Consider the following 20,729-nt stretch of genomic DNA (forward strand, 5'->3'; position numbering starts at 1 on the left):
TGGTTAACGATTATTTATTAGAGTAGTATTTTTTAAATATATAAGTATGAATTGAAACCTTGATATAACCCTTTTCTTTTTGGACGGAAGAGAGGGTTCGCCCAAGCAGAGAAACGGTCAGAGGCTTTTTTGCCTCATGCCGCATGAAACCAAAAGGAGTGTAGGTCTCTTTTTGGTTTCAAAGCTGTAATTTGTATGTGGGAAAATCGCGATAGATTAATATAAGATGTAGGAAAAAACGATAGAGTCGCTACAGATTGATTTTATTTTAAAAGAGAATAATTATACAAAAAATATTATGTAATATAAAATTAATTATACTTTGATAATTTTGATAATTACAAAAATGGGTGAATTTAGTATTTTAATCACCAAAATACGCAATATAAAACGTTTACAGAAAATGAAATGTTAACAGAAAATTTTAATAAGATAGAAATATGAATATACAAAGAATATATTTATGTGTATAATATGAATTATTAGAACATACATATATTTCTTTCTGTTTGAAAATGAAAGGGTTAACATTTTGGGGAGGGGTAGCAGAATGAAGAAAAAGGTACCAGTTTTTGTAGCATCGACATTGGCAATGAGCATGATGTTAGGGGCATGTAGTTATCAAAAAGATGAGCCAGGGGCGAAAGCAAAAGGGGAGAAAAATACAGGAAAACAAGTCATCAATATGACGGAAACACAAGAAATTCCAACGATGGATCCAGCGTTATCAGCTGATGCGGTATCATCACGCGTGATGAATAATACAATGGAAGGGCTATACCGCCTTGAAAAAGGAGATAAGCTCATTCCAGGTGTAGCGAAATCAAGTGAAAAATCAGCAGATGGTAAAAAGTATACGTTTAAATTGCGCGAAGATGCGAAATGGTCTAACGGAGACCCTGTAACAGCGAAAGACTTTGTATATGGATGGCAACGAGCGATTAATCCTGATAAAGCAGCGGTATCAGCATATATTATGTTTGATGTAAAGAACGCGCAAAAAATTAATAAAAAAGAAATGACGTCAGATCAACTAGGTATAAAAGCCATTGATGATTATACATTAGAAGTAGAACTTGAGCATCCAGTTCCTTATTTTGAAAACTTAATGATTTATCCTCTGTTTTATCCTGTAAATGAAAAGTATGCGAAAGAACAGGGAGACAAGTTTGGTTTAGAAGCAAATACAACATTATATAATGGACCGTTCGTATTAAGTGAGTGGAAGCATGAGACAAGTTTCAAAATTAAGAAAAACCCTTCATATTGGGACAATAAAACAGTGAAGGTAGAAGAAGTGAATTTTAATATTGTTAAAGATTTAGCAACGGCGATCAATCTATATGACACAAAAGCAATCGATCGTGTTATTTTGAGATCTGAGTTTGTTGATAAATATAAAGGGGACAAAGATTTTAAAACTGCACAGGAAGCTTCTGTATTCTTCCTTCGTTTCAATCAGAAAAGTGAAGCTTTAGCAAATAAAAATATTCGTAAAGCAATTTCTCTTGCTTTTGAGCGTAAACCACTTGTTGATACGATTTTAAACAATGGCTCTACTGAAGCGACAGGATTAATTCCAAGCAAATTTATTACAGGACCAAATAAAAAAGACTTCCGAGCTGAAAATGGCGAGTTAGTAAAAGCAAATGCAAAAGAAGCCAAGAAATATTGGGAAGCAGGTAAAAAAGAATTAGGGAAAGACAAAATTGAAATTGAGTTATTAAATGAAGATGTAGATTTATCTAAGAAAACAGGAGAATATTTAAAAGGGGAACTAGAAAAGAACTTACCAGGTTTCACGCTGAAAATTAAGCAACAGCCATTTGCACAAAAGCTTAAACTTGAGGAAAACGGAGACTATGACATGACATTTGCTGGATGGAGCCCAGATTTCCCAGATCCAGTAACTTACCTTGATATGTTTGTCACAGATGGTGCGCAAAATAAAATGAAATATTCTAATCCGAAATACGATGAAATTATTATGAAGGCAAAGACAGATGGTAGCGATGTAAAAGCGCGCTGGAATAGTTTACTTGAAGCAGAAAAACTGCTGATGGATGATGCGGCAATTGCTCCTGTATACCAACGTAGTGCAGCTTACTTACAAAGAGGAACGGTTAAAGATATTTATAAGCATAATTACGGCGGAGACTTAAGCTTCAAATGGGCATCAGTTGAATAATTATCAAAAAAAGAAGCAGGTATGTTCCTGCTTCTTTTTAATACGTACGTTTTTTATAAATCCCTTTTCCACCAACTTGCTTCCAACCAGATTGTACTTCTGCACTTTTATCAACAAATTTCATTTTTTCTTTCCGGCCAAATAACCTTTCACCAATACCATTTGTAATGACGCCAATCAATGCTGTGATTCCAATGACGAGGGCAGCGACAATGGCAAAATCAATAAAGAAAGCAACCATATGGAATCCCCCTTTGCCTGTCTATATTTTTATTGTATGAGAAAAAAAGTTAAAAAGAAAGAAAAGTTAGAAAATAAATATTTTACTTGAAAATAGTCTATATAAATCCAAATTAAAAAACGAACATCAAACCATTCTTTTTAGATGGGAGAGAGCATCCGGCCATGCATAGAAGCGATCAGTGCTTTTTAGCCCCATGTCAAGTGGGAACAAAAGGAGAAAGCGAGTGGAGATCTTCTTTTGTTTTCATAGCCGCGACTTAGGTGCTTGAGAATCAAAATGGATATATATATGTTGGAAAATCAAGTTGTCTATATATAGACAGTAACTGGGAGATTTGATAGAATGAAATAGAACGAATGTTCCTTTTGTTGATATGTCTTACATTTTACTGCTGTTTTGTGATGAAAAGAGTAAGAAAACGCTATCTTTAGCAACTGGTTGATTGGATGGACAGCTTCTATGAACATGTTAAGAAGTAGCAGGAAAGGGATATATGTTAATAAAACAGAAGGATTTGTTCCATGAAAATTTCAGCTTAATAAAAGATGAGTTTTCCTATTGGAAAGGAAATTTACTGTATATTTCTTTCAGAATCTATTGTATAATGATTATAGAAGTTACTTATTTAAAGTAATTGTTGTTTAATAAGAGTTACTTGCTTAAAAGTTGTTGTTTACATGTAAGGCGATTTTTCATTTTGCTGTAAGACAAGTCATAGTGAAGAATTGCTGGAAAATAGAAATTTAAACTGTAATTAGTACAGAATTTGTACTCTTTAAGGAGAGTGAGTCTTGTATGGTAACACTATATAGTTCTCCAAGTTGTACGTCTTGTAGAAAGGCGAAATTATGGCTAGAGGAAAATCATATTCCTTATACAGAACGTAATATTTTCTCCGATCCATTAACGATTGAGGAAATTAAAGAAATTTTACGCATGACAGAAAGCGGAACGGATGAGATTATTTCCACTCGTTCGAAAGTTTTCCAAGAGTTAAATGTTAACTTAGAATCTTTACCACTTCAAGATTTATATAAGATGATTCGTGACTACCCAGGCATTTTACGTCGCCCGATTATGATTGACGAAAAACGTCTTCAAGTAGGTTACAACGAAGATGAAATTCGTCGCTTCTTACCACGTACAGTAAGAACCTTTCAATTACGTGAAGCACAGCGTCTTGTAAATTAATATTATAAGTTTTGTATATGAAAACCTTCTACCTAACAGTAGAAGGTTTTCGCATACATATATTTATTATTGTATATAACTTCATTTTTATTTTCCAACGTATAAATCAAGGCTTTGAAAATAAAAGAAGCTTTCCACTCATTTTTCCTTTTCCTTTTACGCGGTATGGGGACCCGCTTCTATGCATGAGCGGACGCTCTCTCCCACCCAAAAAGAAAGGTTTTTTGCATGTTTTACTTTGCATTTCCTAATCTGATATGCTGAACAATAAACCCAATAGCTAATACTGTGAAAATAAAGAGGAAGGGTATACTTGTTGTAAAGGTAGGGTTATGTTGGAAAAAGTTTGCAAGCCTTGTTTCATGGGTAATCATTCTTCCAGCTGTGTAAGCAAGAATGGCTCCTCCGCAATAAATGAGAAAAGGAAAGCGTTCCATAAATAGTAAGATGAGCTTGCTTCCCCAAATAATAATGGGAATGGAAATTAATAATCCGATAATTACGAGTGTGAAATTTCCATGAGCGGCCCCAGCAATCGCAAGGACATTGTCAAAACCCATAACGAGATCCGCAAATACAATCGTACGAATCGCTTGAAATAATGTTGTTTTCCCTTGTATAGAAGAAAGGTCATTGCTATTATCGGTAAGTAAATTTACGGCAATAAGTGTAAGTAAGATGCCACCAATAAGTTGTAAGAAAGGAATGTCGAGTAAGTACACGGCAAGAATGGTAAGGAGAATTCGCAGTACGATTGCTAGGACCGTACCAATAAAAATAGCTTTATTCCGTTTAGATTCAGGTAAGTTTCGGCTTGCAAGTGCGATTACAATTGCATTATCACCGCCTAATACAACATCGATACCGACAATCATTAGTATAGATGTCAAAAAATCTAACTCCATTATTTTGCCTCCATTTATTCTGTTTTAATAAAGAGTACAGTTTGGATATATGTATGAAACGAAAAAGATTGACCAGCTCTACTACAATTGTACGGTGCTAGGTGGCAATGTATGTCCAATTTTTTAGCTGGTAATACTTTCACATGAAAATTCGGCAGAAGAAAAGAAGTTAGGTAGCGGCTGATTAAAGTTTTGCAGGAGGGAATGAGGGCGTTTATATCGTAAGTGTGTATAGTGGAATATATAAGGGTTAGGAATTATAATGAATTAGTGCAAGATAATCTAGGTGAATGACTGTTTTTGTAAAATAAAACGATTTTATTTCCATTCTGGAGAATCTTATCATAAAATGAAAGTACAAGAATCTATTGATTTGTCATATGAGTGGGGAGTCCCTTCATAACAATTCCAAATAGGAAGGGAGAGTTGGATTTTGGACATTGAAAGAATTAACGATCATACGATGAAATTTTTTATTACGTACGTTGATATAGAAGATAGAGGGTTTAATCGAGAAGAAATTTGGTACAATCGTGAACGAAGTGAACAATTGTTTTGGGAAATGATGGATGAAGCTCGTGATCACGATGATTTCTTTATTGATGGGCCATTATGGATTCAAGTACAGGCACTTGATAAAGGTATTGAAGTACTTGTAACGAAAGCGCAGCTTTCAAAAGATGGACAAAAATTAGAATTACCAATAGGTCTAGATAAAATTATTGATATCCCTCTAGATGAGCGAATTGAATCGCTATTTCAACAAGAGTTAGAGGAAGAAGTAGAAGTAGAAGCGGGGACACCCTTTAACGAAGATGGAACGTTTGGCTTTTTAATTAAATTTGATGATTTTGAAGACGTCATTTCGTTAAGTCATCGTCTTATATTTGAAGATATAAAAGATGAACTATATTCGTTTGAAGACCGCTATTATGTATATGTTGAATTTGATGAAGTGCTACACGATGAAGAAGAAATTGACCGTATTTTAAGTATTATTTTAGAATATGGGGAAGAATCTACTTTAACGGTTCACCGTGTAAGTGAGTACGGCAAACAAGTTGTTAAAGAACATGCACTTGAGACGATTCGCAGTCATTTTCCTTCTAAGACGTAGGCCGATTTCAATATTATGAAATCGGCTTTTTATATGATAGGGCATGCTAATAGTGTGTGCGAAAGATAAAGAGAGACGAGAAAATATGGGATGTAGATCAAACTACATGAGTACCAGACTTTTTGAGTATCCTCTAATAGTAGAAAAGCTTTGTACGTAAGGGGGGTAGGAATGAAAAATACATTAAAGTTACTTTTCTTTTTTCTAGGTTTATTTGCAGTGTTTGTTTCATTACGAATGTTTATTGATGTAGCGTTTTATTCGGATGTTATAGGCATGAAAAATATTTCGTTTGTAGGAATTATAAGTATTTTATTTACTGTTTCTGCATTTTTAATTGGCTGTGTGATTTTCTTGGAAAACAGGCATCCATCTAAAACATTGACATGGCTAATTGTACTAGGGATTTTTCCTGTATTTGGCTTTTTTGCGTATTTACTTTTTGGACAAAACTTTCGCCGAAAACGAATGTTTCAAAAGAAGGCTCTTTTGGATGAACAAGCTTTCTTACAGTACAAAGGGCATGAAGATTACCAAGAACGCATTTTACAGAATCATAAACATCAAGAATTACTATTTCGTCTCGCAGATAGGTTGGGTGCTTTAAACATTTCATTTCAGACAGAAACAAAAGTGTTAACGAATGGTGATGAAACGTTCCAAGCCATTTTACAAGGTTTACAAAAGGCGAAGCATCATATTCATATGGAATATTACATTGTACGTGACGATAAGCTTGGCACACAAATTAAAGATATTTTAATTGAGAAGGCCAAGGAAGGGGTTACTGTCCGTTTTTTATATGATGCGGTTGGCAGCTTTAAGCTATCAAACGCTTATATTAATGAATTAAACGGTGCAGGTGTCGAGATGATTCCATTCTTTCCAGTAAGGTTTCCGATTTTGAATGATAAAATTAATTATCGAAATCACCGGAAAATTGTTGTCATTGATGGGAATGAAGGATTTGTAGGCGGACTTAATATTGGTGATGAGTATTTAGGAAAAAATAAATATTTTGGATTTTGGCGAGATACGCATTTATATTTACGAGGTGAGGCGGTTCAAAGCCTACAACTCATATTCCTGCAAGATTGGTTTTATATGACGGGTGAAGCTGTATTAGCACCAGAATATTTGCAGGCGCAAGCGGTAGATGGAGATCATTGGGGTGGTGTCCAACTTGTTGCAGGCGGGCCAGATAATAAATGGGAGACAATTAAGCATCTTTATTTTGCAATGATTGCTTCGGCAAGAAAGTCTATTTGGATTGCTACACCTTATTTTATTCCGGACGATGATATTTTATCTGCATTAAAAGTGGCAGCTCTTGCTGGTATTGATGTCCGTTTATTAATGCCGAGTAAACCGGATAAACGAACTGTGTTCTATGCATCAAGGTCTTATTTCCCGGAGTTATTAGATGCAGGCGTGAAAGTATACGAATATGAAAAAGGTTTCTTGCACAGTAAGATTGTCATTGTTGATTCTGATTTAGCTTCAATTGGGACAGCGAATATGGATATGAGAAGTTTTCATTTGAATTTTGAAGTGAACGCCTTTTTATATGATACAAACAGTATTCGAAAGCTTGTTAAGGATTTTGAAGAGGATTTACAAGTATCGAGTGAAATTCATGTGGATCGCTTTCATAAGCGCCGTCTTCATAAGCGAATTGTGGAATCGACATATCGTTTATTATCACCTTTATTATAAGGGGGATGTTCTTACAAGGACGTCCTCTTTTTGTTTTGAAAGGAATTTGTAACAAATTGTAGAATAGAAACCAGTATAGAAAGGATGTGATATGATGTTTGTCGCAAGGAGAGAGAACGGTGAAAAGGTTCATCTTCTTCATAACCAAGATGAAAAGAAGTTGCAAATCATGCGAAAGAAGGAACGCTTCTTTTGCCCGGTTTGCAGGCGAGAGGTGCAACTCAAGTTAGGAAAGCAAAAGAGGTGGCATTTTGCTCATAAAAAAGTAAATCAGTGCCTCATTTCATCTGAGCCAGAATCTGCTTATCATATGCGTGGGAAGGAACAATTATATAGTTGGCTTATATCACAAGGGTTCCATGTAGAAATTGAACATTATCTTCCGGAGATTCGGCAAAGACCGGACCTCTTTATTGAAAGGAATGGAAGACAGATTGCCATTGAATATCAATGTGCCTCTTTATCCACTGAACAATTATTAAAACGAACTCGTTCCTATTGGAAAGCAGGAATACAAATCATTTGGATATTAGGTGGAAATCAAATGAAAAGGCACTCTGCTTATTGGATTTCATTATCCTCGTTTCACTTTCTCTGCATACAATCTTATCCTCAGCCTTCACTTCTCTTTTTTTGTCCCAATGAAAAATCATTTATCAAATGCGAACTTCTTATTCCGTTTTCTACAAATGTTTATTTTTCTCATAGTATGTATCTCCCGCTGCGTACCGTTACTTTTGAGGAACTCTTTTGCGAGGCTCCGATTACGAAAGAACGGCTAGAGCGGGAGTGGCAGAATAAAAAAAACTACTTTCGAACGAATGTCCTTCCGATTTGGAATTATAATCATAAATCACTTTTACACCTCTTATATCAATATCACCTTTCTCCCTCTTGTTTTCCATCTGAAATTGGTGTTCCTCTTCCGTCTGCATTTGCATTGCAAACACATCCTTTTATATGGCAAGCTCTTCTTTGTATAGACTTCATTGGTAAATTTAAAACTGGAGAATACTTTTCATTACATGCTGTTTTTTCCTATGTAAATAAAAGACGGAGTATTCAGCGGCGCACGTTACCGTATTTTCCGCAATATGTATGGCAATTTGCAATCGTAGAATATGTAACGTTTTTATGTAAAGTAGGGATGATTGAGAAAGTAGACGTGCATAAATACCGAAAGACGAGGCAATTTACGATGCCGAAAACAGAAGGAGAAATAAAAGAGTATGATGCGATTTGTTTGTCGCATGCGTTATCTTTGTTCGAAACAAAGTACAACATGGGAAAAGGAAAAGCGGATATAATAAAAGAGTACATGGAAGGATTTACATAAGAAGAATCGAATTGTACTTTAGATAGAGATTAAAAGGAGGTATATTTTATGTCTGAACAAACAACAGCAAAAACATTGCCAGACCGCAGTGAGATTGAAGAAATGAACACATGGAGATTAGAAGACATTTTCCAAACGGATGAAGAATGGGAAAAAGAATTTCAAGCAGTGAAAGAGCTACTACCAAAGTTAGCTGAATTTAAAGGAAAACTTGGTGATTCTGCTGATTCATTATTAGAAGCTTTACAATATGAAGATGAAGTCTCAATGAGATTAGGAAAATTATATACATATGCTCATATGCGTTACGATCAAGATACAACAAATTCTGGTTATCAAGCGCTAAATGATCGAGCAACAAACTTATATTCGCAAGCATCCAGTAGCATGGCGTATATCGTTCCTGAAATTTTAACAATTTCAGAAGAAACATTACAATCATTCTTACAAGAAAATAAAGAATTAAGCGTATATGAACATGCGTTAGAAGAAATTACACGTCAGCGCCCGCATGTATTGTCCGAAGCAGAAGAAGCATTGTTAGCAGAAGCAGCTGAAGTAATGAGCGCATCAAGTAGTACATTTGGTATGCTGAATAACGCAGACTTAAAATTCCCATCTATTAAAGATGAAAATGGCGAAGAAGTAGAAGTAACACACGGCCGTTATATTCAATTTTTAGAAAGTGATGACCGTCGTGTTCGTCAGGATTCGTTTCATGCTGTTTATGAAACGTATGGAAAATACAAAAATACATTTGCAAGCACGCTTAGTGGTGCGGTGAAACGTAATAATTTCAACGCGCGCGTTCGTAAATATGATTCTGCACGTCAAGCTGCGTTAAGTAATAATAACATTCCTGAAACAGTGTATGATCAACTTGTTGAGACAGTAAATGATAACTTACATTTATTGCACCGCTATATTGACATTCGTAAGCGTGCATTAGGTCTTGATGAACTGCATATGTATGACTTATACACACCGCTTGTACCAGAAGTGAAAATGAATGTGAAATATGAAGAAGCCCAAGAAATTTTATTAAAATCATTAAACGTTCTTGGTGATGAGTATGTTGAAATTTTGAAAGAAGCATATGAAAATCGCTGGGTAGACGTGTATGAAAACAAAGGGAAACGAAGTGGAGCATATTCATCTGGTGCATATGGAACAAATCCGTATATTTTAATGAACTGGCATGATAATGTAAATAATTTATTTACACTTGCACATGAGTTTGGGCATTCTGTGCATAGCTACTATACAAGAAAAACACAACCACATGTATATGGTGACTATTCCATCTTCGTTGCGGAAGTTGCATCAACTTGTAACGAAGCAATTTTAAATGATTATTTATTAAAAACGACAGAAGATAAAAAAGAACGTTTATACTTATTAAATCATTATTTAGAAGGATTCCGCGGAACTGTATTCCGTCAAACGATGTTTGCTGAATTTGAACATATCATTCATAAAAAAGTACAAGAAGGCCATGCAGTTACGCCAGATATGTTAACTGAACTTTACTATGACTTAAATAAAAAATACTTTGGTGATGCTTTAGTCATCGATAAAGAAATTGGTTTAGAGTGGTCTCGTATTCCGCACTTCTATTACAACTATTATGTATATCAATATGCAACAGGATTTAGTGCGGCAACAGCGTTATCAAAACAGATTTTAGAAGAGGGACAACCAGCAGTAGAGCGTTATATTAACGAATTCTTAAAAGCTGGAAGCTCTGATTATCCAATTGAAGTGCTGAAAAAAGCAGGAGTAGATATGGCATCTCCAGAGCCTGTTAAAGAAGCACTACAAGTATTTGAAGAGAAGTTAAACGAATTAGAAGCGCTATTATTTGAGGGTAAGTAATAGTGAAAGAAGAAAGGCGGGAGTGGAAATTCTCGCCTTCTTTCTTTTTAGCTATGTTAAATAATATTGTTAATTTCAGAAAAAAAGTAAGGGAACCCCTATTTATCCCGCTACTTTAGGGCAGTAATACTCCCACCTCAAAATTCGGTGAAAGCAAAGAAGTTAGGTGGGAGATAAACTGCCCGTAAAGGCCCGATTGGTGAGGGCTAATAATCAGTGGGGATGAGGAAAACCCTCACTGATTAAAGTTTCACTTTATCAATTTCATCTTAACTAAGGTTTTTGAAAGAGTTTCAGTTGTTTCATATAGTCAACAGAGAAATTTAACATAACTTTCTTTTTAAAAGCCTTTGAACCGCTTTCTATGATTGAAATAAGAGAGGCTAATGACAATGATTGCGAATAAAAGCGGAAACGCAATAATTTTTGGAAATGCTTGTAATAGGGAAAGAATGTACAGAAAAAAAGAAATACAAATACAAAAAAGTAGAAAGAAGATATGCGTTTTTTTCATAAAATCCCTCCTAAAAAGCTTCTTTTTAAAGCTTATTCAGGAATGAAAACGTTTAGAATGTGACAAAAGTGTGAAATTCGACAAAAAGGGTTGTCATCTGACGTCGAATCTTGTAATATAATAGACGTGAACGAATTCACATACAAACATATACCCCTTTGTTTGAACGTGAAAATTTCTCCCATCCCCTTTAATATTTTTATAAGCCGTAAAGAAAAAGACCTGGTATTTATACCAGGTCTTTTTCTTTTGCAATCCATTTCCAATAACGTTCACATTTTACTTCAATCATTCGTACTTTTCTTTTTAATGATAATTTTTTAAGCTCTCGTTCTATTTCTTGCTGCGAGCAGTCATAGATAAATGCAATTTCTTTAGAAGACATAAATTGTACCGTTTCTAGTAATGCTTCTAGTGGTGGTAGAGGTGCTGGCTCAATGTCACATTTTACAATTTCTTTTAAGAGTTGTACGTATACATCATACGAATAAATGCCCGCAATCTTAATACCTTCCTCATCGGAATTTGCATGAAAGAATACAAGAGAAGGGATTTCGGTAATGTGCATTTCATTTGTGAACTTTAAATCGCATTGGAATGCTTTTTTTGCACTAGTCGAATGCAAATCTTTTTTAAATTCTTCTACATCAATACCGCTTTGCTCTGCGCACGTAAGTAGTAATTCCAAATCTGGTTTTGATACATTTTCAAGAAAAATGTATTCTTGGAGTTTCCGCAAAAATTTTGAACCTGCTTTTCGGCCTTGTAACTCAGCTGCTTTAATTGCAATAGAAACTAAATACGGTGTAGATGAGGCATCTTGCATATGCACTTTTCCATCGCATGAAAAACCTTGCAAACTTGTTGTTTTTTCCCACACAAATCGAATATTAGCAGGTTTATTCCATTTGTGTGGGGAGGCGATTGCCCCTTCCACTTTGCCGGTTAATATGTGCCGAATCGAAAAATATTTTCCGTATTCGAGCCATAATTTAATCATAACTGGTTCGATTTCCCAGCAATCCATGCAAAGTGGATCAATAAACAAATAGGCTTCTACAGACTTATGTTCGCACTTGGAAAGAGAAGGAATGCGCATATGCTTTGCTTCCTGTTTATCCATTACTCTTCACCTGTTTCGTTTGGAGTGTTGACCATATGCTGCGCAGTTAATCTTAAACGTTCAAAAACAAATTCTCGAATCTGTCCGTGTATCCCCGTATCTTCCATCGCTTGCTCCATACATGCTAACCAGGCTTTTGCTCGCTTTGGTGTAATCTCAAAAGGGAGATGGCGTGCTCTTAGCATAGGATGACCGTGTTCTTCTGTATACAAACTTGGCCCACCTAAATACTGCGTTAGAAATTGCTTCTGTTTCCTGGCTGTTTCTGTCAAATCGTCTGGGAAGATGGGAGATAAGTCAGGGTGTTTACTGACATAGGAATAAAACGTATCGACTAATGTTGCAATGACTTGTTCACCGCCAATTGCTTCAAATGGTGTCATCGGTTGCTTGTTCATCCTGTATAAACTCCTTTTTCCATCAAATGTATATCTATTGTAGCAATGGATTGTCACGAAGAGCAACTAAACAGCTCTGGGACAACCTTTTGCTCGTTTTCTCCTTAAAATAAAGCGAAATTGATGTGGGCTGGCTAACCACCAGCGAGAAAATCGTTCGCTGATGGAAGTTTCACTTTACCCCGCTCTAACGGTCAGTAACCTTTCTTTGCAAAGTAGAAAAAACAAAGAAGCTGAGAAAGGACTGCCCGTAAGAGCCCGATTGGTGAGGGCTAACCATTAGTGAGAAAACCGTTCGCTAATGGAAGTTTCACTTTAGCGTTCTTCGTTTTGTTTTGCAAGAAAAAAGCGTTGTACTTTATTTTTCGTATGGCGAACAGGTATATGATATTTGTTCAATAAATTGAGGAAATTCACTTTACCTACAGCCTCATCTTGCACTTCATATTCAAGTTCATAATCATCGTGATTGTAATAGAAACTATGATCAAATACAAGCGTGCCGCCTTCAAATGTAATTTCTGCTCGCTCTGTTGTTAAGCTTCCCATATAAGCTAAAGTAGAAACAGGGATTTGCATTGTATGTAGTTGATCTAGTACAGGGCCCGCAATGAGCTGATTTGTTTTCATCATTTGTTGTGCTTCTTCTTCTGTTACAGATTGATGAGTTTCCAGTAATCCAATTTCAGCTGGTTGTTTTAAAGTTAATGTATAAGCTCCGCTTTTATGACGAATACGAAGAGCAGAGCCTGCTGCTTTTAAAGAAAAATGAGGTGTTTCAAAATAATGATTCACTTGTTGTGCAAATGACTGGATAGAAAACGCATCACATAATGTTTGAAATTCTTCTTGCGTTACCATATTTTTAAATTCAATTTCAATTTCTTGTGTCATTGTATAGGCTCCTTCTGAAAAGTAATTCTTTAGACATTATCGCTTTTTCACAAATTTGGTTCAATGTTTTATTTGTTTGCGTCTATGTTATGATACAATAATAGTGTGAAGTAAGACAGGAAGTTGATATGGAGGAGTTAGAGCATGCAAAATAAAATTCAAGTTAAGAGCGTAGAAGAAAGAGAAAATGCTCTTATTTTTTGTGCAGAAAATACTGAAATACAAGTGGAGGAGTTAAAAGCACGCAATCACGTACTTGTAGACTCAGATCATTTATCATTTTTATATATTTTAGAAAACGAATCAGCTTTTATTTATGTAAGCATTCCGCATACATGCTGGGAAGCAATGAATGGTGCAATGAAGAGTGATAAAGCAATGTTCGTTCGCGTAAATAATACTGAAATTGAGTTAAAGCAATTGAAAGAAGAAGTGGAATATTTAATTGAAAATATTGAAGGAAATGCAAATTACGGAGACGAACTTGTAACTGCTGTAGAAAAGGTATTTCTATAAGCAAATGGATTGACTTTGGTGGTGGTTGAAATGAATCGTAATTGGGAAGAATTTTTAGCGCCGTACCACCAAGCGGTGGCAGAGCTAAAAGTGAAGTTAAAAGGAATGCGTTCTCAGTTTACAATGTTAACAGAACACTCTCCGATTGAGTTTGTAACCGGCAGGGTAAAGTCAGTTGCAAGTATTATTGATAAGGCAGAAAAACGAAATGTACCGCTTGACAGGCTAGAAGAAGATATGCAGGATATCGCGGGCCTTCGGATGATGTGTCAATTTGTGGATGAGATTAAGCCTGTTGTTGAATACCTTCGAAAACGAAATGACTTTGAAATTGTGGAAGAACGAGATTATGTGACGCAAAAGAAAGAAAGTGGTTATCGTTCGTATCACGTTGTCGTTAGTTATCCCGTTCAAACAATCCGCGGGGAGAAGAAAGTATTAGTTGAAATTCAAATTCGGACGTTAGCGATGAATTTTTGGGCAACAATTGAGCATTCTTTAAATTACAAATATAGTGGACGTTTTCCAGAAGATATTAAAATACGTCTTCAACGTGCAGCAGAAGCAGCATTTTTATTAGATGAAGAAATGTCTTCGATTCGTCTTGAAATTCAGGAAGCACAAAAGATTTTTTCGCGCAAACAAGAAGCGAAAGAATCCGAATCATAAACTAAAGGGTGTTGGGCGATGAAATTTGCAATTATGTCAAAGGGAGATCAATCATCAAACGCACTTGCAAGTACAATGACAGATTACTTGCAGGATTTTGGGTTTACAATGGATGAAGCAAAGCCGGATATTGTAATTTCTGTTGGGGGAGACGGGACGCTCTTACACGCGTTTCATCGCTATTATCATCGATTAGATGAGACAGCGTTTGTTGGTGTGCATACAGGACATTTAGGTTTCTATGCAGATTGGTTGCCAACAGAGGTAGAAAAACTTGTGATTGCGATTGCGAAAACACCGTTTCAGGTTGTGGAATACCCGCTTTTAGAAGTCATTATTCGCTATGTGAATGGCAGTAAAGAATCACAGTATTTAGCAATGAATGAAGCGACCGTAAAAAGCTTGGAAGGAACATTAGTAACAGAGGTAGAAATTCGCGGAGAATATTTTGAAACGTTTCGCGGGGATGGCCTTTGTATTTCTACTCCTTCTGGAAGTACGGCCTACAATAAAGCGCTAGGCGGAGCTATTATTCATCCTTCGATTGAAGCGATTCAAATTGCGGAAATGGCTTCAATTAATAACCGCGTGTTCCGTACAGTCGGTTCACCGCTCGTTTTACCAAAGCATCATACATGTGTTATAAAGCCGACGAAGAGAATGAATTTACAAATTACGGTGGATCATTTAACGATGGTTCATCAAGACGTAAAATCAATTCAATACCGCGTCGCAAACGAGAAGGTGAGATTCGTTCGTTTTCGTCCGTTCCCATTTTGGAAACGCGTTCGTGATTCGTTTGTTGCGGATGAATAGAGAGGGTTTATGCATGTGAGAAGATTTACATTAAAATGGTGTATGACAGAAGCAGAGAAGGGAATGCTCATTCGGGAGTTTCTAAAAACGAAAGGAATTTCTAAAGCTGCTTTGACAGATATAAAATTTCAAGGCGGAGCAATTGAAGTTGACGGTAAGCATGCGACAGTGCGGCACGAATTACAGACCGGAGAAGAATTACAAGTCTGCTTTCCACTTGAGGAAAGAAGTGAAGGAATGCTTGCTGAAGATATTCCGCTGACTGTTGTATACGAGGATGAATCCGTACTTGTAATCAATAAGGAACCATACATGTCAACGATTCCGTCTAGGGAACACCCGACCGGAAGTGTTGCGAATGCCCTTTTATATCATTATGATAAGCAAAACCTTGCAAGTACAGTACATATTGTAACACGGCTCGACCGTGATACGTCAGGACTGATGCTGATTGCGAAAAATCGTTTCGTTCATCATCTTTTATCAAAACAGCATCAACAAAAGCAAGTGAAACGAATATATGAAGCAATTGTTCATGGGCAATTGATACAAGACTCAGGAACGATTGATGCACCAATTGGAAGAAAAAGCGACAGCATTATTGAACGAATGGTATGTGAAGATGGCCAAAAAGCCGTTACGCATTTTCAGGTGCTGGAGAGATTTCCTGATAAAACGCGAGTTTCACTGCAGTTAGAAACAGGAAGAACGCATCAAATTCGTGTACATATGGCATATGTAGGCCATCCGTTGTTAGGAGATGACTTGTATGGAGGTAGTAAGTCCGAGATGAAGCGGCAAGCACTTCATAGCACGAGTTTAACCTTCTATCATCCGGTGTTAGAAAAACAGATGACATTTCATGCGGATGTGCCGGAAGATATGAGAGAATTATTGAAATAAGCTGCCTTCAGTATTGAAGTAACCCCATAAAGTGAAACTTCAACCAGTGGGGGGCTCCATCCCTTACTGATTGTTAGCCCTCACCAATTGGGCTTTTATGGGCTGTTTATCTCCCACCTAAACTTCTTCGCATTCTCTTAAGTTTTGAGGTGGGAGTATTACAGCCCGTTAAAGTGGGATAAAGTTAGACAGGTTATTTCATTAGACAGTTTCTTGGGCATGGGCCCGGTATTGTACCGGGTCCATGCCCTTTTGTTTTGTCTTCATTCTTTTATATTTGCATTAAGTTATTAGGAACATATAATGTTGTTTCACAACTGAAAGGAAATTGAAAAAAAACTGATACCTTTCTCATTAAAATTCAATCTTACTCAAAAAATGAAAGAAAAGTGAAATTTTCCAAAAGAAATTCTTTGTTAAAATAAAAACATAAATACAAAAAAAGTGTTGACACATGGAGAAAAATGTACTTTTTCAAGATGTAGTGGGGGAAAAAATGAGATTAGAAAAACAATTAATAAAAAAGATATATTATGAAACATTCCTAATGGAAAATGAAACACATCCACCTCTTCAAGTGCTTGGAGAAGCATATTTAAACGAACAAAAAAATGAGACTTCCGATGGATCTTATATTCGTTTTGCACAAGGTGAATTTTATTATCATCATCAAGATTTTGAAACAGCTATTTTTAAATGGGAGAAAGTCAGTAATGAATTAGCACCATGGGCACAAAAAAATATTGCGGATGCTTACTTCGAACTTAATCAATTATCAGTTGCTGAAAATGTTTATAACTCGATTACTACTGATAACAAAATACTTATGACCGAAATTGTACTGCAATTACTGTCTCTTTACATCGAGCAAAATAATCTTGATTCAGCTTTCGCTGCTATTAAAGAAGCGGTTTCTTTAAATCCCGATTATCCAAACGTCACAACAATTGCACGTTCCTTTTATGAAGAACAGCAAGATTTTGACAGTGCAGTAGAACTTGCTGTGAATGAGTTAATTCGAACAGAATCTTTTCTATGGTTTGAGGTTCTAAAAGAATATATCGATCAAGGATTTACTAAAAATATTTCACCAGACTATTTTTATCAAGTATTAGTTACATTAAATAATGTAGATCAAGAACGATTTACAGAAATTGTTTCATCACTTTGGTGCAGCTATAAAAATGAACAAAATTACTTATTATGGCTTAAAACAATAAATGAATTTTTCTTACATATCGAAATACATTCGTCCGATATATGGGACAATATTTCTTCTCTTTACGAAGAAACGTACTTTGAATTAATTCAAGGTCAATATATGCTGAGACAATTACACGATATCATTCCTAATTTTTTAACAAATTGGTTAAAGGTAGCCAATCCGTCTCATTCTGTATTTCCATCTGCAGCAGTATTGGCATGGGATGAGATTTTCCCTTCGAAAATAGATTCAGCAAATATAAAACATGCGGAAAATTTACTGTCATATGCTATTAATCCTGTGAATGGTTTAGAGTATAGTTCACATCTTTTTGAATCTATTACACAGTGGGCACAAAAACAGGATTTAGAAATTGGTCATCGATTTAGATGGTTAGTTGGCGAGCTTGCAGATGTAAGGACAAATCGCATTTTAGTAACTGGGACTTCAGGAAACGGAAAAGTCTCATTTATTAACTCTATACTAGGAGAAAATATATTAGAAAACTCAATCTCAAATGTAGTTGTCTTTAAAAATGATGCTCATACAGAAATTAACGCTATAACAGATTCAGCAATTACAACAACTGAGAATTTCTCTGATTTCCATAACATGATGTCCTTGCACCGCCAAACATATAGAGATAGAGCATGTGTTGAATTTAAATTACCATGCAGATTTTTAAGTAAAAATAAACTTACATTCGTTGTTACACCTAGCTTTAATAGGAACAACGACACTAGAGATGAAATATTCGAATATTTAAATTCTGTAGACGAATTATTATTCGTATTGAATGCGGATTCACCTTTTACTGACAAAGAGCGTGACATTCTATTAAATATTAAAGAACATATACCAAATCTACAAATTCATTTCTTATTAAATAAAATCGATAACATTTACAGTGAAGCAGAAGTAAAAAGAGTTATACATGATACGCAAGCAAGAGTAAACGCATATTTCCCGCAAGCGAGAATTTTCCCTTACTCTTCGTTATATACAAATAGCCAACAGCTAAACGATTTAACTGATTTTATTCAGTTTAACTTTAACCATAAAAATATCGATACAGAACGTACTGAAAAGCTATTATTTTTCATTCGAAAAACAATTACATATCTTTTAGATAAACGCGTCGAGATGGAAAACAACCTAGTGGATTCTATTAACTGGAATGAAGATATATTAGTTAAACTAAATGGTTGTATTAATAACCTTGCTGCTTTTGAGAAGGAAAAAATTCATTTCATTACAGAATCATATCGTACAATGAAAAACGAAATTACGAATGATCTTACAGAACATATTCCGAAATTATTGCAGAGTTGTTCTGATTTAATTAGTGAAGAAAGCGATTTTGGGCACATTGATATTGAACTAAATACAGCGATGAACGAAAGAGTTCAAAAATATCTAGAACAAACTGTGTTACCTAATTTTGCTCGCTCTATGCAAAATTGGATTGCAACTTCTAATAACGAGTTCCTTCAAAGTCAATCGTACTTAGAAGAAATCAGTGAAGGACTTAATTCTTTATGTGGAGAAAATCGAATACAGTTAGAATGTGACTTTAAAGTGCTTGATGACTGGCGCAGAGATACTGATAGAATGACAACTAGAATACATATGGAAGAAGTAAATATCTTACGCCGATTTACACCAGCACAATTTTTACTGAAAAGCGCGGGTAAATTATTTGGAGTTCTTCCTAAAAATAAAGCTATGCTATATAACAAATACAAACAGTATTTAGAAAATGAAGATTATACCGATGTAACAGCTTCTATTATGAGCAAATTTTTCTTGCAATTTGAGCTATTTGAAAACGCACTAGAGCGGGATATTAATATATTCTTTAGAAATCCATTTGGCGCGTTGAAACAAGCTGTAGAAAACACTCATTTAGAAATAAAAGAAAAACAAGATACACTGCATAAAATGAAGTCAGATCCTGAAGTTTATCATGATTCTATAACGCTCTTTGAATTGAGATTACGTCAATGTGAAGTAATCTTACATATAGGTGAGGATAATTCCGATGCAGATGTAACTTTAGAAACAAACATAGAGTAAAGTGAAACTTTAATCAGTGGGGGTTTTCTTCATCCCCCACTGATTATTAGTTGAACCAATCGGGCTTTTACGGGCAGTTGATCCCCACCTATCTTCCTCGTTTTTCTCTGAATCTTGAGGTGGGGGTCTTACTGCCCGTTAATGCGGGGTAAACGTAAAGTAACTCCAAAATCTACAATAAAAGTTGATTTTGGAGTTATTTTTGTTTACTTCACTTTTTTCGGCACTCTGCATCTATATAAGCTGAATTTAATTCTTACACCTTCTTATTCAGTTGCTAAATCATCATTCAAATTGCCTTTGTAGGGCAATGTATTCTGTATGAATTTGTGCTGCGATGGGGTTATGGGAAAATATTTAGTTCAACTTATATAGATGAGATCCGTTTAAAATCTCCATAATCAATGATAATGATTTTATCTTTTTCGGATAGCATCATATTATTCATATTCGGCTCGTTATACCAATATATATCTTCAGGTATGATTCCGGTCTTTAGAAATCTGTTTTTTAATTGGGATAACTTTTCGTTATATATTTCATCTTCAGGAACTTCAAGTGAGAATTTTTTCATAATAATCCAACCGAATCCAAACTTTTTTACAGGGCAAAGGTGTTCTCGTAACTCAGGAGGACAGTTTTTATATATTTCAAATTCGGTTTTATTGCTTCTAAGTCCCCATCTAGTGATGGCTATCTTTAATACATATTTATTGTTAAGATCATAGACAATCCTATTTTCCCCATATCCAATCATTTTGTATTTTAATTTTAAGATGTTTTGAGCTTTTTCAGCCTTCTGTTTTTTATCTCTACCCCGATAATGCTTCATTTGTGATAGCCATATATTAATAAATTGTATATCACGTAAACTTATCACTCTTCATTCCCCCCTTTTTTTTACCTCTAATATTACAGTTTATTTAAAAGAAAGTGGTCTTGACAGGGCGTTTTTATATAAATCGAATATACCTGGATTTTATCTGGGGTTCCGCTAATATTCCGGAATTTGCTGTTAGTACCCCGGGATGAAGAAAGAGAAAG

17 protein-coding genes are annotated in these 20,729 nt (G+C 35.3%); 11 read left to right on the plus strand and 6 right to left on the minus strand.

Going from position 1 to position 20,729, the window contains the following annotated elements; all coding sequences use genetic code 11:
* Window positions 1–550: 550 nt before the first annotated feature.
* Window positions 551–2,188, plus strand: a complete 1,638-nt coding sequence (locus AC1M36_RS12240; RefSeq protein WP_336450989.1) for a peptide ABC transporter substrate-binding protein — start codon at window positions 551–553, stop codon at window positions 2,186–2,188.
* Between the two features lie 37 nt (window positions 2,189–2,225).
* On the opposite strand, the gene AC1M36_RS12245 is transcribed toward AC1M36_RS12240, so the two are convergent.
* Window positions 2,226–2,429, minus strand: coding sequence for a hypothetical protein (locus AC1M36_RS12245; RefSeq protein WP_336450990.1), 204 nt, complete (start codon window positions 2,427–2,429; stop codon window positions 2,226–2,228).
* Window positions 2,430–3,227: 798 nt separating this feature from the next.
* Here AC1M36_RS12245 and spx point away from each other — a divergent pair.
* On the plus strand, window positions 3,228–3,623 hold the full coding sequence (gene spx / locus AC1M36_RS12250) for a transcriptional regulator Spx (RefSeq protein ID WP_000258267.1): 396 nt from the start codon (window positions 3,228–3,230) through the stop codon (window positions 3,621–3,623).
* A 233-nt stretch (window positions 3,624–3,856) separates the two neighbouring features.
* Here the strand turns inward: spx and AC1M36_RS12255 are convergent, their stop codons facing one another.
* Window positions 3,857–4,528: a TerC family protein gene (locus tag AC1M36_RS12255; RefSeq protein WP_336450991.1), complete on the minus strand. Its 672-nt coding sequence runs from the start codon at window positions 4,526–4,528 to the stop codon at window positions 3,857–3,859.
* A 433-nt stretch (window positions 4,529–4,961) separates the two neighbouring features.
* Here AC1M36_RS12255 and mecA point away from each other — a divergent pair, with 433 nt between their 5' ends.
* From mecA to pepF, 4 genes are all read left to right on the plus strand, one after another.
* Window positions 4,962–5,645 (plus strand): adaptor protein MecA, encoded by a 684-nt coding sequence (gene mecA / locus AC1M36_RS12260; RefSeq protein ID WP_336450992.1) that lies wholly within the window; start codon window positions 4,962–4,964, stop codon window positions 5,643–5,645.
* Between the two features lie 171 nt (window positions 5,646–5,816).
* Entirely contained in the window at window positions 5,817–7,361 is a 1,545-nt protein-coding gene (gene cls / locus AC1M36_RS12265; protein ID WP_336450993.1) for a cardiolipin synthase, read from the plus strand.
* Window positions 7,362–7,455: 94 nt separating this feature from the next.
* Complete coding sequence (locus AC1M36_RS12270) at window positions 7,456–8,697, plus strand: competence protein CoiA (protein WP_431613102.1); 1,242 nt, start codon at window positions 7,456–7,458, stop codon at window positions 8,695–8,697.
* A 48-nt stretch (window positions 8,698–8,745) separates the two neighbouring features.
* The gene (pepF, locus tag AC1M36_RS12275; protein ID WP_479845912.1) at window positions 8,746–10,572 is read left to right on the plus strand and encodes an oligoendopeptidase F; all 1,827 of its coding nucleotides are present in this window, start codon (window positions 8,746–8,748) and stop codon (window positions 10,570–10,572) included.
* Between the two features lie 743 nt (window positions 10,573–11,315).
* On the opposite strand, the gene AC1M36_RS12280 is transcribed toward pepF, so the two are convergent.
* From AC1M36_RS12280 to AC1M36_RS12290, 3 genes are all read right to left on the minus strand, one after another.
* Complete coding sequence (locus tag AC1M36_RS12280; protein ID WP_336450996.1) at window positions 11,316–12,209, minus strand: ClpXP adapter SpxH family protein; 894 nt, start codon at window positions 12,207–12,209, stop codon at window positions 11,316–11,318.
* Entirely contained in the window at window positions 12,209–12,607 is a 399-nt protein-coding gene (locus AC1M36_RS12285) for a globin domain-containing protein (RefSeq protein WP_336450997.1), read from the minus strand. Before AC1M36_RS12285 ends, AC1M36_RS12280 begins: the two co-directional genes overlap by 1 nt.
* 315 nt (window positions 12,608–12,922) lie before the next feature.
* A complete protein-coding gene (locus AC1M36_RS12290) occupies window positions 12,923–13,501 on the minus strand; it encodes a CYTH domain-containing protein (RefSeq protein ID WP_336450998.1) in 579 nt (192 codons plus the stop codon).
* Window positions 13,502–13,645: 144 nt separating this feature from the next.
* On the opposite strand from AC1M36_RS12290, the gene AC1M36_RS12295 reads away from it, so the two are divergent.
* From AC1M36_RS12295 to AC1M36_RS12315, 5 genes are all read left to right on the plus strand, one after another.
* Window positions 13,646–14,017: a UPF0738 family protein gene (locus AC1M36_RS12295; RefSeq protein ID WP_336450999.1), complete on the plus strand. Its 372-nt coding sequence runs from the start codon at window positions 13,646–13,648 to the stop codon at window positions 14,015–14,017.
* A gap of 30 nt (window positions 14,018–14,047) precedes the next feature.
* The gene (yjbM, locus tag AC1M36_RS12300) at window positions 14,048–14,686 is read left to right on the plus strand and encodes a GTP diphosphokinase (protein WP_336451000.1); all 639 of its coding nucleotides are present in this window, start codon (window positions 14,048–14,050) and stop codon (window positions 14,684–14,686) included.
* Between the two features lie 18 nt (window positions 14,687–14,704).
* Window positions 14,705–15,502: an NAD kinase gene (locus AC1M36_RS12305; protein ID WP_336451001.1), complete on the plus strand. Its 798-nt coding sequence runs from the start codon at window positions 14,705–14,707 to the stop codon at window positions 15,500–15,502.
* Between the two features lie 15 nt (window positions 15,503–15,517).
* Complete coding sequence (locus AC1M36_RS12310; RefSeq protein ID WP_336451002.1) at window positions 15,518–16,405, plus strand: RluA family pseudouridine synthase; 888 nt, start codon at window positions 15,518–15,520, stop codon at window positions 16,403–16,405.
* A gap of 496 nt (window positions 16,406–16,901) precedes the next feature.
* Window positions 16,902–19,685: a dynamin family protein gene (locus AC1M36_RS12315; RefSeq protein ID WP_336451003.1), complete on the plus strand. Its 2,784-nt coding sequence runs from the start codon at window positions 16,902–16,904 to the stop codon at window positions 19,683–19,685.
* A 367-nt stretch (window positions 19,686–20,052) separates the two neighbouring features.
* Here AC1M36_RS12315 and AC1M36_RS12320 read toward each other — a convergent pair whose 3' ends face one another.
* Window positions 20,053–20,565 (minus strand): hypothetical protein, encoded by a 513-nt coding sequence (locus AC1M36_RS12320; protein ID WP_336451004.1) that lies wholly within the window; start codon window positions 20,563–20,565, stop codon window positions 20,053–20,055.
* Window positions 20,566–20,729: the final 164 nt, after the last annotated feature.

The sequence above is a fragment of the Bacillus sp. Medicinal_06 genome (assembly GCF_056711665.1).